This is a genomic window from Vibrio sp. 1401 (assembly GCF_033340295.1).
This window is the reverse complement of sequence record NZ_JAWOWF010000025.1, coordinates 8,088-22,653: the sequence shown is the minus strand read 5'-3', so window position 1 is coordinate 22,653 and position 14,566 is coordinate 8,088. Positions and strand designations below refer to the sequence as shown.

The 14,566-nt window shown below is 45.0% G+C and carries 9 protein-coding genes and 2 pseudogenes; 8 read left to right on the top strand and 3 right to left on the bottom strand.

Features of this window, described 5'->3' with window-relative positions; all coding sequences use genetic code 11:
* The first annotated feature begins 3 nt into the window (after window positions 1-3).
* The 3 genes and pseudogenes from R7Z77_RS13875 to R7Z77_RS13865 all read left to right on the top strand — a co-directional run bounded on the left by R7Z77_RS13875 (window position 4) and on the right by R7Z77_RS13865 (window position 4,311).
* Window positions 4-2,256, top strand: coding sequence for a proprotein convertase P-domain-containing protein (locus R7Z77_RS13875; protein WP_186585114.1), 2,253 nt, complete (start codon window positions 4-6; stop codon window positions 2,254-2,256).
* A 25-nt stretch (window positions 2,257-2,281) separates the two neighbouring features.
* Entirely contained in the window at window positions 2,282-3,733 is a 1,452-nt protein-coding gene (locus R7Z77_RS13870) for a DUF1566 domain-containing protein (protein WP_171344174.1), read from the top strand.
* A 1-nt stretch (window position 3,734) separates the two neighbouring features.
* Window positions 3,735-4,311, top strand: a pseudogene (locus R7Z77_RS13865) (DUF1566 domain-containing protein).
* 108 nt (window positions 4,312-4,419) lie between these two features.
* Here R7Z77_RS13865 and R7Z77_RS13860 read toward each other — a convergent pair.
* Complete coding sequence (locus R7Z77_RS13860) at window positions 4,420-6,063, bottom strand: methyl-accepting chemotaxis protein (protein WP_318136715.1); 1,644 nt, start codon at window positions 6,061-6,063, stop codon at window positions 4,420-4,422.
* Between the two features lie 331 nt (window positions 6,064-6,394).
* On the opposite strand from R7Z77_RS13860, the gene R7Z77_RS13855 reads away from it, so the two are divergent.
* The 5 genes from R7Z77_RS13855 to R7Z77_RS13835 all read left to right on the top strand — a co-directional run bounded on the left by R7Z77_RS13855 (window position 6,395) and on the right by R7Z77_RS13835 (window position 12,396).
* Window positions 6,395-7,216 carry a phosphate ABC transporter substrate-binding protein gene (locus tag R7Z77_RS13855; protein WP_213961264.1) on the top strand — a complete coding sequence of 274 codons (822 nt, stop codon included), beginning with the start codon at window positions 6,395-6,397 and terminating at the stop codon, window positions 7,214-7,216.
* Between the two features lie 100 nt (window positions 7,217-7,316).
* Window positions 7,317-8,249: a phosphate ABC transporter permease subunit PstC gene (gene pstC / locus R7Z77_RS13850; RefSeq protein WP_005375154.1), complete on the top strand. Its 933-nt coding sequence runs from the start codon at window positions 7,317-7,319 to the stop codon at window positions 8,247-8,249.
* A gap of 22 nt (window positions 8,250-8,271) precedes the next feature.
* The gene (gene pstA, locus R7Z77_RS13845; RefSeq protein ID WP_005383923.1) at window positions 8,272-9,135 is read left to right on the top strand and encodes a phosphate ABC transporter permease PstA; all 864 of its coding nucleotides are present in this window, start codon (window positions 8,272-8,274) and stop codon (window positions 9,133-9,135) included.
* Between the two features lie 60 nt (window positions 9,136-9,195).
* Window positions 9,196-9,945, top strand: coding sequence for a phosphate ABC transporter ATP-binding protein PstB (pstB, locus tag R7Z77_RS13840; protein WP_005375156.1), 750 nt, complete (start codon window positions 9,196-9,198; stop codon window positions 9,943-9,945).
* A 327-nt stretch (window positions 9,946-10,272) separates the two neighbouring features.
* The gene (locus tag R7Z77_RS13835) at window positions 10,273-12,396 is read left to right on the top strand and encodes a GGDEF domain-containing protein (RefSeq protein ID WP_049812045.1); all 2,124 of its coding nucleotides are present in this window, start codon (window positions 10,273-10,275) and stop codon (window positions 12,394-12,396) included.
* Between the two features lie 129 nt (window positions 12,397-12,525).
* On the opposite strand, the gene R7Z77_RS13830 is transcribed toward R7Z77_RS13835, so the two are convergent.
* Together R7Z77_RS13830 and R7Z77_RS13825 are read right to left on the bottom strand one after the other, a co-directional pair.
* Window positions 12,526-14,172: a BatD family protein gene (locus R7Z77_RS13830; protein ID WP_169644579.1), complete on the bottom strand. Its 1,647-nt coding sequence runs from the start codon at window positions 14,170-14,172 to the stop codon at window positions 12,526-12,528.
* Between the two features lie 4 nt (window positions 14,173-14,176).
* A pseudogene (locus tag R7Z77_RS13825) lies at window positions 14,177-14,566 on the bottom strand (hypothetical protein); the annotation flags it as partial.

The window sequence follows — 14,566 nt, the reverse complement described above, 5'->3', positions numbered from 1 at the left end:
ATCATGAAGCTAAAACCATTGGCGTTTTCGCTGCTTATTGCTTGTACCCCTGCGGCGCAGGCTGCAGAGTGGGATTATCCCGCAACGGACTCTGTGGTAACGAATGAAGCGCAAGCGAAAACTTATCTAGACAGCCACTACTCAGAAGCTGGCGAGTTTAAGTTCCGTTACAAAACCCAGTCTCAGCTTGGTGAGCATTACAATTTTGATGTTTGGGTAAACGGTGAATATCAAGCACAGCGCACCCTCGTAGTAACAACCGATAAAAATCATCACGTTGTGCGAGTGTTTAAGAGCCTTGAAGATACGATCATTCGCAACGGTAAACCAACGGTTGCAATGGAATTGGAATCACCTCGCCAACTGCAAGCACAAGAGCCACCTGCTTTGAGCTCTGGAAGTCTGGTTAATGTTGAGGTTTCTTTATTCAACCCAGATCTTCGCACCATGCAACAGCAAGCGGCACCAGAATCGACGTGGTCAGCACTGTCCGATTACCCTCAGCCGATCGAGTACGTCACCAAGTCGATCGAGGTTTTAAAGTCCGGCGGTAAGTTCTACCTCTCTAACCCAAGATTAAAGCAAGTGGATGCGACGGGTTTATTTGCAGCCCCTGCACCTGGTGAAGCGCCTGTACTCGATACGTTGGACTTCCTCAGCGCAGAAGGGGTTCAAGCATTTGACAGTGTTGATGAGATGCAAAGCACCGAGTTTGGTGACAATGCGTTCCCACAGTTGATGGCTTTTTATCATCTTGATAGCTCGATCCAATATCTGACAAGCCTGATTTACGACTTGTTTGACGAACCGCTTCGTTTTGATGCTCGCGGTTTATCAAAAGATAACTCTACTTACTATTACGGTCCGAAAGCACTCATGCTGGGTGTCGGTGGTGTTTCTCCGGATGCAGTCGATGCTGATGTAGTGATACACGAACTTGGGCATGGCATTCATTACCAAATCGTACCGGATTGGGCGTACGGTCACACTGGTGCTATCGCAGAAGGTTTTGCTGATTACTGGGCAGGCAGCGCGAGCTACCGCACTCAATATTTGGATGCTTCGCGTCGTGGTCAAGAATTCGAGTTAGATACGGTGTTCAACTGGGACGGTGTGTTCGGAACACGCAAAACAACTCGTAGCTTATGGAACCAAAGAGCGCGTTACTTCGAGGGCTCAGAGTATCCAGCGCACGTTAGCGTAGGTGGTGAACTAGGCGACGAGCTATGGTCAACGCCACTGTTTCAAGCGCTTAAAGCATCGGTTGAACGATACGGTGATGATACCGATAACGTGTTCCGTGAGTTTGACGCCATTGTACTTGAAGGCATGTACGGCATTGGTCGTGGCGTGAAAATGCATGATCTGGCGGAATCGACCGTGTTTGCCGCAAACACCTTGTTCCCAAATAAAGATTACGCCCAATTCCTGACGGACAGCTTCAACAAACACAACTTACTTAAAGCCCCTCTTCGTGTTCGCTATGACGCTCGATACATCGGACAAGGTGAAGACGTTGGTGTGAGTCTGAGCCAAACTGGCCGCGAAGCGAGCATCAAAGGGCAATGGCAGCTAAACAACGCATCCGTTTTCGACTTTGATGAAACGCTTTCTGATTCGACCTCTATGAAGGTGGGGTTACCAAGCGGTCTGACGTGTGGCACGCAATTCGATTCCTCTATTTCATTGGATTACCAATTTGCAGAAGGTTTAAAGACTCACCAGTGGAGTGAACAGGTGATGCTGGTTAATGGTACGCCAGAGCTTGATATCCAGCCTCAATCAGTGAATTCCGCTTTGCCAGAGCAGGGCGACAGGCTGTTCTCTCAGACGCTATCGGACAAGTCACTCACGATTGATGATTCGTTTGCGGTTTACCTGAACATCGAACATGACTCACTGCAGGATCTGCAAGTGACGCTTGTGTCTCCACAAGGCAAATCGGTCGTGCTACTTAGTCATCAATCAAGCAATACCAAAGGATTTAAAGGTTACTTCACCGCTCAGTATGACGAGGAGTTACGAGCACTTGTCGGTCAACCGAGTTGGGGTACTTGGCGTCTCGAAGTGTCTGACCGCGTGTCAGGGAATTCTGGGGTGTTGAAAGAGTGGGGTGTGAGTCACTTTGCTCAGTATCAGTGTAGTGCTGATACCACTAAAGAAAGCAGTGGCGGTGATTCAGGTGGCAGTGGTTCGCCTTGGACCTTGTTAGGACTTGTCCTGCTTTCAATGGTGAGAGTGATTCGCTCTCGTTAATTAAAATCAAAAGAAGATAAAATCTATGAAGTTTCAATATTCTTTCGTTGCTATGTCACTAGCCCTTGCTGGCTGTGGCGGAGGTTCTGGTGGTGACACGTCGGCACCGACCTATGATGTAGCTGGCACCATCGTTTCTGCAGGTACACTTCTTGATACGCCAGTATGTATCGATTTAAACCAAAACTACGTTTGTGATTCCACTGAACCGAGTGCTAAAACGGATAATGCCGGTAAATTTAGCCTGACTTCAAGCGACAAAAACGTACTAACCAGCACCATTCTTGCTCAAGTTGATCAAGGTTCAAACCAAACGTTGCGTCTTGCGGCTCCGGGTCAAAATTTAGCAACGGGTAACACGGTCAATGGTGTAACAACGTTGCTCGCGGGTCTTGTAATTGACGGTAAAACCGTTGCTCAAGCTGAAGAGATTGTGAAAGCGCAACTCGCCGATGCCGGCGTTTCTCTTTCTGGTACGGTGATGTCTAACGCAGAAGCTAGCGAGCTAGACAAGCTAGAGCAAAACACGGTTGTGCTATTAGCTGCGATGCAACCAAAGCAAATGATCAAAGGCGTAGCGCTGCTTGCTCAAAATCTTAGCTTTCAAGGTAAATCGTTGGCCTCTGATCTTCTGTCTGAAGCGGAAGTAAGTGCATTTGCTGAAGAAATTGTAGCGGTTGCTGAACAAACGGTTGGTAGTAACGATACGGGCGCCGTTCTTTATTTTGCTGAAGGAGCAGCAGACGTTGCTGAGGTTCAAGCGTCTTACCCTGGTCAAGATGCAGAATACGGCTTCGACAAAGAGGACAAGCAAACGTCGACAGGCGCTGGCTTTAAGTTCGTTAAGCTAGATTCACAAGGTGCAGCTTTAGCTGCAGATGCGACTGAGTGGGCTTGTACTATGGACGAGCGTACTGGTCTTGTTTGGGAAAACAAAAGTGCGGATGCGAGCTCAGTTCAATTTAAAGATCGCCTATTTGCGTTTGAGTCTGAAACATTTAAGCCATTTAGCAAAGATGTAGAGCTTGCAGGTTGTAAAGACGCTGGTGATGAAGTTTGTACCACTAGCCAATATGTTCAGTACATAAACAAACAATCGTTATGTGGAATCACTGGTTGGCGCTTGCCTACTTACCGTGAGACTTATGACTTACTAGACTTTGGTGAACAAACACTGTTTGCTCCGAACGATGAATATGCAAAATACAACGTCTATGGTTTTAATGTTAAATACTTTCCACAGCAAACCATAGGTAGCCCTTATTTAGGATATGGTGCATTTTGGCATAGCGATTTTAAGTTTACGAATGCATCATCACAACTTATTGATGGCGAGATTTATTTCCCTGCGATTGTCTCCCGGGGCAAAGATAGAGGCACTATTTCATACGTCGAGATTCGATCAAGCAACACAAGTGCGGGTGCCGATGATTCTTACCAATTCCCAATCCGTCTAGTCGCAGTTAAGGGGCAATAAGATGAAGAAATTAATAACTGTACTATCTCTTACTTTGGCTTCTCAAACTGCAATAGCTGCACAAGAGTGTTCTACTGACTTTGCTAAAACGGCACCTAACACGCGTTATACATATTCTGAGAGCGGTACCGTAACTGACCTGAAAACAGGTCTAACATGGATGCGCTGTCCAGTTGGTATGACATGGAATGTAGGAAACCAAGAATGCCAGGGGACGCGATCTACAATGTCATGGCAACTCGCTCTCTCCACAGCCAAACAAATTCGTAATAAGGACGGCAACCATCCTCTTCACAATTTTGCTGACAAAAAAAAATTGGCGACTAGCAAATATCAAAGAGCTAGTATCTCTAACTGAGCGAGCTTGCCACAGCCCAGCCATAAATAGTACAGGGTTTGCTAGCGGCTATAGTCTGAAAGATGGAGATGATGTTCTAGGGCGTTATGTCTGGAGCAACACACCTAATGGCGACGGTAAGCATGTTGCAACTTTTGATACGACTAATGGTGAGGTTTTCAATAGAGATCCGTTAAACTCAAGTTTCAAAAGCTCTCTCTTGTTAGTGACAGATGAATAATAATTATTACGTTAATAAGGGTTGATAGCTTTGCCTTTATGATAGGCTCCGCCAGTGCGGAGCTTTTTCTTTTCTAACCTTTGGAACTTATCGTGTTGAGCAGAGTATTTAAACTTGGAACTGCTTAAGCTGATGTTTTTGGTTTTCTGCTAAACCAGACAACTCTTGCGCTGCCGCGGCTGATTGAGTGATACCAGTGACGTTCTGGCTCACTAGTTCATAGATGTTCGTTAAGTTGTTGTTGATATCAGCCGTGACCTGCTTCTGCTTTTCTGATGCGGTTGCAACTTGAGTGTTGATTGAGTTCAGATCGGCGATAGCATTACTGATATTAGCAAGTGATTGGCTAACTTCTTGTGTCAGAGCTTGGTTGTCTGACAACATGGCTAAGCTGGAATGCATACTTTCATTTGCATGACCAGATTGTTGCTGTAGCTCTTCTATAATGGTTTGGATCTCTTTGGTGGACTCCTGAGTTCGCGCTGCCAGCATACGTACTTCATCGGCGACTACCGCAAAGCCTCTGCCACTTTCGCCCGCCCGTGCAGCTTCAATCGCTGCATTCAGTGCAAGTAGATTCGTTTGCTCAGAAATACCTTCAATCACTTCGATCACGCGACCAATGTGTTCTGATTGATCTTTTAGCGAAGTCACGACGGCAGCGGCTTCGTTAAGTTGTTCCGCCATCTTTTCACTTGCGCGAGTACTTTCCCCAAACATGCTTATACTTTGTGAGGTTAACGTACGTGCTTGATTTGATGCACTATCGGCTTCTTGTGCATTGGTCGATACTTCAGCTGCGGTCGACTCTAGCTGATTGATCGCCGAGGCTACTTGCTCAACTTCTTGCTTTTCTTGATCCGAGTTGACGCTGCTTTGAGTCATAACAGTTGCTAACTCGGTTGATGCTGATGCCACATCTTCACTAATGCGAACCAATGCGCTTACAGTTTCACGCAGTTTTTCTATGGTCTGGTTTACATCTCGAGCCAGCTGAGACACTTCGTTTTTCCCGATGGCTTCGGCCTTAACTAGTAGGTTTCCCTTCGCGACTTCCTGCATCGTTACTTGAAGGTTACGAATCGGCGCAACGATGTAGCTGGCGAGTACCCAACTAATAAGTGAAGCGGCACTCAAGATCACCGCAAGCGAGACGGCGCTGTAAGTGAGCGTGGTTGAATGTTGTTCGCCATTCGTTTCGACTTCATCGGTGACGATTTGATTCAATTGTTTAGATAGTTTGTCGATGGCGTTGATCATCGCTTCGCCAGCTAATCGATACTCAGCCATTGCAGATTCGTACTTTTGATTGAAATCAGAGGTGGTGTAATCAGAAGAGTGTTTAGTGGTGAGCAGAGGTGTCATGGTAACGCGAGTGAAATCAACATAGTGATTCATGGCCTTACGCATAGCATTGACTTCATTTTGAACGCCAGGGAGATTGTCTATGGAGTTAAGAAAATCGCGGTTTTTGTTTTGTCGCTCAGAAAGCTCTTGGTTGAGAGACTGAACATCTTCGGCTCTAAATAGACTATAAATGGCTTTGATGCGCATGGCGTAAGTGTTGTCTACGATGCCGCTAAGTTCCTCTTTGTGAATGATTAGCTTATGGGTGGAAGCCGAAACCTTATTGAATGCTTGATCGAGTTTACCGATTCCGACACTCAGTCCAATGATGAGTAATATAACTGTGAATAGAACAGGCAGAAAAACCTGAAGTTTAATAGAAAGCGTACTAAGAAATTGACGCATGAGATTGACCCTCTATCGGTTTGATTATTATCTTTTTTATAAATAAGCATTTCGATTTTAATTGTTATATTTGCCAAATCAATGAGTTACTCATATCTAATTGTTATGAAATGTACCAAAATCGATGGGGTTATCATCTTGAACATGAGGCAACGTTATAAAAACGTTACGTTCAAATTGAGAGAGGGATAAGTCGCGGAATTAATAGTTAGAAATGACAACGTGTCATAGAGGGTTCAACTAAGTGAAACACAACTGTCATATTCAAATTCTAAAGTGAGCACCGTTCAAGTGAAACACAACGGCAATAAAGCCACTTAAGGAAATTGTGATGAAAAAGACAGTAATCGGTGCAATAGCACTTCTAGGCGCAATGGCAGTGACTCCTGTTTCTGCTAAAGAAACTATCTCTGCAGTGGGTTCTAGCAGCGTAACTCCACTGATGGAAGTTTTCTCTGAAACGTACATGAAGAAGAACCCTAACGTATTTATCGAAGTTCAAGGTCCTGGTTCTTCAGCTGGTGTAAAAGCAGCGAAAAATGGTTCAGCAGACCTTGGTATGTCTTCTCGTAATCTAAAAGACTCTGAAAAAGAATCAACACTAATCGAAGAAGTGGTTGCTCGTGATGGTATCGCAGTGGTTGTTAACCCACAAAACAAACTGCCAGGTCTAACAGCCGAGCAAGTGACTGCAATCTACAAAGGCGGAGTATCAAACTGGAAAGAAGTCGGTGGTGCAGACAAGCCAATCGTAGCCATTACTCGTGACACGGCTTCTGGTACTCGTGGCGCATTTGAAGACATCATGTCTCTAAAAATGAAGATTTCTGGTAAGAAAGTATCAGCTATCTCTCAACGTGCTCAAGTTGCAAACGGTAACGGCGCACTGAAAACAATGGTTGCATCTAACCCATACGCAATCGGCTACATTTCTCTTGGTACTGTAGACAACACTGTTAATGCGCTAGCAATCGACGGCGTTGATGCAACGGTAGCTAACGTTAAAAACGGTTCTTACAAAGTAGCGCGTCCATTCCTTGTTCTTTACAAAGAAGGCAAGCCATCAACAGAAACGCAAAAATTCCTAGACTGGATGCTAACTGACGAAGCGCAAGCGCTAGTTGACCAAAAAGGTTACATCTCAGTTAACTAATCCCATCGGGACTCTAAAGTTTGCTCAGCCCAACGTTTAGGGCTGAGCCTTTTCTATCCATTGTGTTCAACGGCATTGCCCAGAACCGTGAGATTTTTAAATGACCATCGCAACAAATAGTGAAAAGCTTATGAATACTGACGCTAGAGCTATCAGCAAGTCAGGCCTACGCGAGAAGCGTCGTGTAGACTGGAAAGAGCGCATCTTCCACGGCTTGTTCCTAACGAGTGCCGTAATCGGCATTGTTTCATTGGCCGTTATTGCATACTTCATCGTTCGAGAGAGTATTCCGGCATTCCAAGAAGCAGGCGTATCGGGCATTGTCTTAGGACAAAACTGGTTACCACCTGCGCTTTACGGTGTCGCCACCATGATTGTGGCATCTATCGTATCGACGGCTGGTGCTGTCATTGTTGGGGTTCCAATTGGTGTTCTGACCGCCATTTTTATCGCTGAAATCGCACCAAAGCGATTAGCAGACATCATCCGTCCAGCGGTTGAGCTGCTAGCCGGTATTCCTTCAGTGGTCTACGGTTTCTTCGGTCTGGTTATTATCGTTCCATTGATTCAGAAGGTATTTGATGTACCTGCAGGTAACACTATCTTGGCCGGTATTATTGTTCTTGGTGTGATGATTCTACCAACAGTAATTACGGTTTCTGAAACGTCTATTCGCGCTGTCCCTCGTACTTATAAAGAAGGTTCTTTGGCACTGGGCGCATCGAAAATCTACACCATCTTTAAGTTGCTCGTTCCAGCGGCTCGCTCAGGCATCATGACAGGTGTGATACTGGGTATCGGTCGTGCGTTGGGTGAGACCATGGCGATTATCATGGTTATGGGTAACGCGCCGGCAATGCCAGAAGGCATCTTGGATTCGGCTCGTACACTAACTGCAAACATCGCTATTGAAATGTCTTACGCAAGTGGTGTTCACGCGAACGCACTTTACGCTACAGGTGTAGTACTTCTGGTCTTCATCATGTCGTTGAACGCTGTACTACTGTACCTAAACCGAGAAAAAGCGAAGTAATCGCTCGTTAAAGGTGACTATTATGGATCGCGCAAAACTGAAAAAAGCACGCCAGTTCAAAGATAATGTCTTTAACGCATTTGTCTGGATCTCGGCAGCACTAACGGTAGGCTTTTTGTTCTGGATTATCTGGTACATCCTATCAAACGGTCTACAACACGTAGATTGGAACTTCATTACTGATAACTATACGCGCACAGGTGAAGAGCATGGTATCTTCCCAATGATTGTGGCGACCATTTACATGGTTATCGCTTCTATCGCAGTGGCAGCGCCACTCGGTATCATGACGGCAATCTACTTGACCGAATATGCGAAAGTGGGCAGTCGTTTGGTGAAAATCATCCGATTCTGTACCGAGTCATTGGCGGGTATCCCGTCGATCATTTTCGGCCTGTTTGGTATGACTTTCTTCGTGGCGATTCTTGGCCTTGGTTTCTCAATTCTGTCGGGTGCATTGACGCTAAGTATCCTAATCCTGCCAGTTATCATCCGTACAACGGAAGAAGCGTTGATGGCAGTACCACAAACGTACCGTGAAGGCTCTTATGGCCTCGGTGCTTCTAAGATTTACACTATCTGGCGTTTGATTCTTCCGAGCGCAATGCCAGGTATCTTAACCTCGGTCATTCTAAGTATTGGTCGTGTCATTGGTGAGTCTGCTCCAGTATTCCTGACAGCAGGTATGGTTGCACGTATTCCGGATTCTTTATTGGATTCAGGTCGTACGCTAACCGTTCACCTATACAAACTGACTACCGAACTGTTTACCGTTGAAGAATGGAATCAGGCTTACGGTACGGCAACAGTGCTCATCGTAGTTGTTCTCTTGATCAACATGGTAACGAAACTGATTGCTAGACGTTTTAACACCGCAACTTACTAACAACACTAATTAAGAACGCACGTTAAAAGACACGAATTCAAGAATTAAGAGATTAAGACAATGAACAAATTTGATATTGAAAACCTAGACCTATTCTACGGTGACAACCAAGCACTGAAATCGATCAACTTACCAATTCCAGTTCGCCAAGTAACTGCACTTATCGGCCCGTCAGGTTGCGGAAAATCAACGCTTCTACGCTGTTTGAACCGAATGAATGATCTAATCGAAGGCGTGAAAATTACAGGTAAATTGGCGATGGACGGCGAAGATATTTACGGCAACATTGATGTTGCTGACCTTCGCATCAAAGTCGGCATGGTATTCCAAAAGCCAAACCCATTCCCGATGAGCATTTACGAGAACGTGGCTTACGGCTTACGTGCTCAAGGTATCAAAGACAAAAAGACAATTGATGAAGTGGTAGAGCGTTCGCTGCGCGGTGCTGCACTTTGGGATGAGGTGAAAGATCGCCTTAAATCACACGCATTCGGTCTTTCTGGTGGTCAGCAGCAACGTTTATGTATTGCACGTACAATCGCGATGGAGCCGGATGTGATTCTGATGGATGAGCCAACGTCGGCACTTGACCCAATTGCGACACACAAAATCGAAGAACTGATGGAAGAGCTAAAGAAGAACTACACCATCGTTATCGTGACTCACTCAATGCAACAGGCGCGTCGTATCTCTGACCGCACTGCGTTTTTCCTAATGGGTGAACTGGTTGAGCACAACGATACGCAAGTGATCTTTAGCAACCCTCAAGACGACCGTACTCAAGGCTACGTAAATGGTGATTTCGGTTAATCCACCGTATTTACAAGCATAACTAAATAACTATAAGCGATGGTAACTTTGCCCCTCTTGATGAGGGGCCTTTTTCTTTTTAAGTCGTAGGCTTAAAACATCTACCAACACAAAAATCTTGTAAATGAGTACAACTTTCCTCCCCAGTTTATAAAGCATGTAACTTATGTGAAACATGGCTTTAAAAGTGCTGAAGAGCTCTCGAATGTAACACTAAGTCTGATAATTTTGCGAATGACTTAACAGCTCAAATTTGAACGTATTGATTGCATATCATGGCCTAAGTAGTTTTTTATCGAGGATAAAAAAGTAGATTAGGTTGGTAGGGTGAGTTTAAGAAGTTTTACAAGAAAAGTGTCTTCAACGAGGGATCATCGGTTGCTAGCGGAGGCAATCTTTGATCATTTAGAGAGTCTGTTCTCCCCTCAAGCCCTCGCTATTTTTGAAGATCCTTCAATTAACCCTCGTCATTCGATGAGCTTCTCTCGCGGAGAGCTTTACCCAACCCAAAACTATCCTGAGACATTCTGGGAGTGGGCAAGTCAGTTTGACACCTCTGAAAGCATCATACCTCTGGCGATCAACACTTGTAACTGGAATCACACCCGAGATTTAGGCGGTGATAGTTACATCATGATGCTCGACAACACGCCTATCAAACGTACCTACCTACTGATTCAATCTGTACATGCTCGCACGGCACATAATATCTATGAAGAAAGTTACGACGCAATGCAACTCGCAGCGGCGCGTTGGCAATGTATTCGTGCTGAAAAAAATGCCTCGAAAGAGATCAGGCACAGAGATATTCGTGAAGCGCAATATGTTGATGAGATTAGCCAACGCGAGCGCTTTATCGAAAATATGAAGTTAGTTCAGCAAGTTGCACTCGAAATCTCTAATCCTGATTCTTTAAAGGACTTGTACTACAAAGCCGTCGAAGCGCTACGTGAACGACTTGGGTTTGATCGCTCTACACTGATGCTTCTCGATATGAAAAAGCGCAGCTTCAGTGGTACATACGGCACGGATGAGTCAGGAATTACGATTGATGAATTTCACACACAATACGATTTACACCAACTTAGCGAGGAGTATATCACCGCGTTATCTAGCCTTGAGAGCAACTTAGTGATTGTAGAAGACGCGCCAATATACACAGCAGGCAAGGTCATCGGGCAGGGCTGGAATGCGATGTTGATTTTACGCGATGGCAATGAACCGTTTGGGTGGTTCGCGCTAGATAACTTTATTCATCGTAAGCCGATAACGGCATATCAAAAACAGATGTTGGACTCGTTTGGTTCACTCTTCTCTCAAATTTACATTCGTAAGCGCCAAGAACAAAACGTACGCATGCTGCATTCAAGCATGGTTGAGTTATCACGTTGCACTACTGTCAGTGGAGTATGCAAATCGGCCGTCACTTTCGCCATTAAAAATCTTGGTATTGATCGAATGGCGGTATTTTTAACTGATGAAAATTGCTCTTACATGCAAGGAACGTGGGGTACCGATATTCAAGGTAATGTGGTGGATGAATCTTACTTCTTTGGCGAAACCCAAGATTTCTCTCTTATAAATCTGGCTCGCTCAATGCCAAACGAAGTCGCATTTGAAGAATCAGTGCCTATTTATCATGACTGTAATATTGTTGGCTTTGGTTGGGCTGCGATGACGGTATTGACTTCAAATAGCAGTGGTCCTATCGCCTTTATCGCTGTTGATAATTTGCTGACACGTGCGCCCTTAACTTCTCAGTTACGTGAAGTGATTCGTATGTTCGCGTCCAGCTTAGCTGAAGTATTGCAACGTACTCAAGCTCAAGAGGCGATTCGCGAACTAAACGAAAACTTAGAGCTGGAGGTTCAGAACCGAACAAAAGAGTTAGAGGAAGCCAATCGACAGCTTGAGGTACTTTCTAAGCTCGATCCTTTGACGCGTCTTGGTAATCGCCGCATGTTAGAACATGTGATGCAAAAATATTGTGCCCTAGAGTATGAAGACGACATGTCGTTTGGCCTGATCCTGATTGATATTGACCATTTTGGCTTATTCAATAATCACTATGGTCATCTCGAAGGCGATATCGCATTGATGCGAATTGGCTATATCTTGGATCATCATACCAAAGGTGAAGATGAAGTTTTTTGCCGTATCGGAGGTGAGGAGTTTGCATTGCTCATGATTGGTTCTGAGCAAGAGGAGGTTCGACTGAGAGCAGAGTGCATTCGTCAGTGCATCGAGGGCGAGGGGATAAAGCATCGACATAACCCAGAAGGGGAGTTACTTACCGTTTCAGTCGGTTACTCCTGTTATAAAGCGAAAGGCAAAGACTTTAATTTCGACCATTTATATCAGTTGTCGGATAAGGCACTCTATCAAGCGAAGAATCATGGGCGAAATTGTGTAAGGCGATACGAATACGAGCCCCAAGTGTTTGTTGAGTGAGTGATGTTCATAAGAGCAACTTGATAGGGAAGGGGGCGGCGGTTGGTGCTCTAGATAAAACCGCTAAAGCAAATTTGGCCGGATAAGAGAATTGGCAGCTCATGAGAGCTGCCATTGTTATCTAGTTATTTATAGCTTTTCGAGCTGGTGGTCGGTTTTTGTTACGTTTGCTTTGCCAAGGTTTTGAATTTTCGCTAGCAGCGAATCAGGGCTCCAAGGTTGTTGGTTAGCACTAAAATACGCTTGATTCATGGCATTAAGCTCTTGCTTAATTGCTTGTACGTCGCCAGGGTTTAGCCTGTCTTGATGAGTGGTTAAATACTCATTTACAGAGCGTTCAATTTTCGCAGCATCGCCCTCTTCGATGACTTTTTTTAGCGCGTCGATGCAAAGTGGTTGTTCAGTATTTGAAACCGTTCCACTCGCTGTTATTGACCGCTTTTTCCATGCCCAAATAGCGATTCCCAATGTCATTATCCAAAGCCCTAGGAAAACAAAGGTTAATGTTCGCCAGAGACTGTTTACATCGCCGCTTGATTCAGGACTAGGGGCTGACACTAAAGGCGCTGAAAGAGGCGATTCCGGCAACGTGATTAGCCCAGTGTCATTTTTCTCTACGTCTAATGTTAGCTCTGGTAACGTTGTTTTCTTCGCTTCATCATTTTGACTGTCCCACCAGTTCAAGTCGTATCCTGGTAAGGTATATTTCCCGGCCTCTGTAGGAATAATGACTTGCTTCACCGTCATGGTAACGGTGCCATCTCTCGCGCTATCGAACTTAGGTTGTTCGGGATACACGCGCAGTGAACTCGGGTAACTAATATTGACTCGTGGCAGATATTCGGCTTGTGTACCGCGAGCCTTAACTTGAATGGTTCGAGTGAGTGAAGAGCCTTGTTTTACTGTGTTGATCGCGTTAGTCGACAGTAGATTACCTTGATCGTCTTGCCAGCTCTGTGTCATTTCTAACGCTGAAGCAGGAAGCCATTCACCTTTAAATTCGCTCGGAATCGGTTTGACCGTGATTGGCATGCGTTCCGCTTTGGTGTTGATAGGCATTATTTTGGTTGAGCCCGTCAAGCTGTCGCCATAAATATAAGAACCGGTCAGTTTAGGACCTATCAAGGTATAAGTGCCTGATTGATTGGCCGTTAAGCGAAACGACTGCTCTATGACCGCTACTTCTAACCCATTTAAGATCTTCTGTCTTTGTTGTAAGCCACCCAGTGCCTCAAGCTTCATGCCTTTAATCTGCGGAGGTACTATTTGCGGGTTATCTAGGCGTCGAGTGTCCGCTTTAATTAGAAGTTGTATACGTAATGTTGCAGATTGCTGAGGGTAGAGCGTACTGTTGTCGACCGTAATATTGAAGCTAAATAGATCATCAAGATTGGGGTCTGTTTGGCTCGCGTTGACACGCAGTTTGATCGGCTCCGTTCTCATACCATCAGCGGAAAAACTTGGAATAGTCAGAACACCTTCTTTCATTGGTGCAATTGAGATACTCCACTCGGTACGCACTGATTTTCTTCCGTTAATGTTATTGCTAGAGCGGCCATAACGAGGTTGACCTAAGAAGAAGTCTTTCTCTAGAACATTGAAGTCGATTGAGTCTGAGCTGAGCTCAGTATCTGAAATGATTCTGAGGTTAATCACTTCATTCTTGGCTACTTGTGTTTTATTCACACTAGCTTGAAGTGTCTGTGCCATCACCGAGAAACTGGATATTAGGCTGGCCACAAAAATAAAGACCAGTTTTACGCCTTTGTTCATCACAGGCTTACCACTCCTTTTGAGATTGTTGTGGAGGTTGTTTTTGTTGCGCTTGAAGTTGCATTTGCGCACGGATCAAAAAGCTTGGGTCGCGAGCACTTTCTACTGCTTCTAGTCGACGAAACTCAGGATCATCCTGATGCATTTTTTCGGGATGCGCTTTAGCCTGTATTGGTTCACCTTGATCCTTCACTTGCTTGTCATCTCGTTGCGGTTGATGTTGTTCCGTTTTTTGTTTTTCTTTTTTATTTTCAGAATCTTGCTGATTTTGTGACTGTTGTCCTTGCGCTTCTTTCCCTTCGTTTTGAGACTTTTGTTGCTGTTGCTGTTGCTGTTGCTGTTGCTGTTGCTGTTGCTGTTGCTGTTGCTGTTGCTGTTGCTGTTGCTGTTGCTGTTG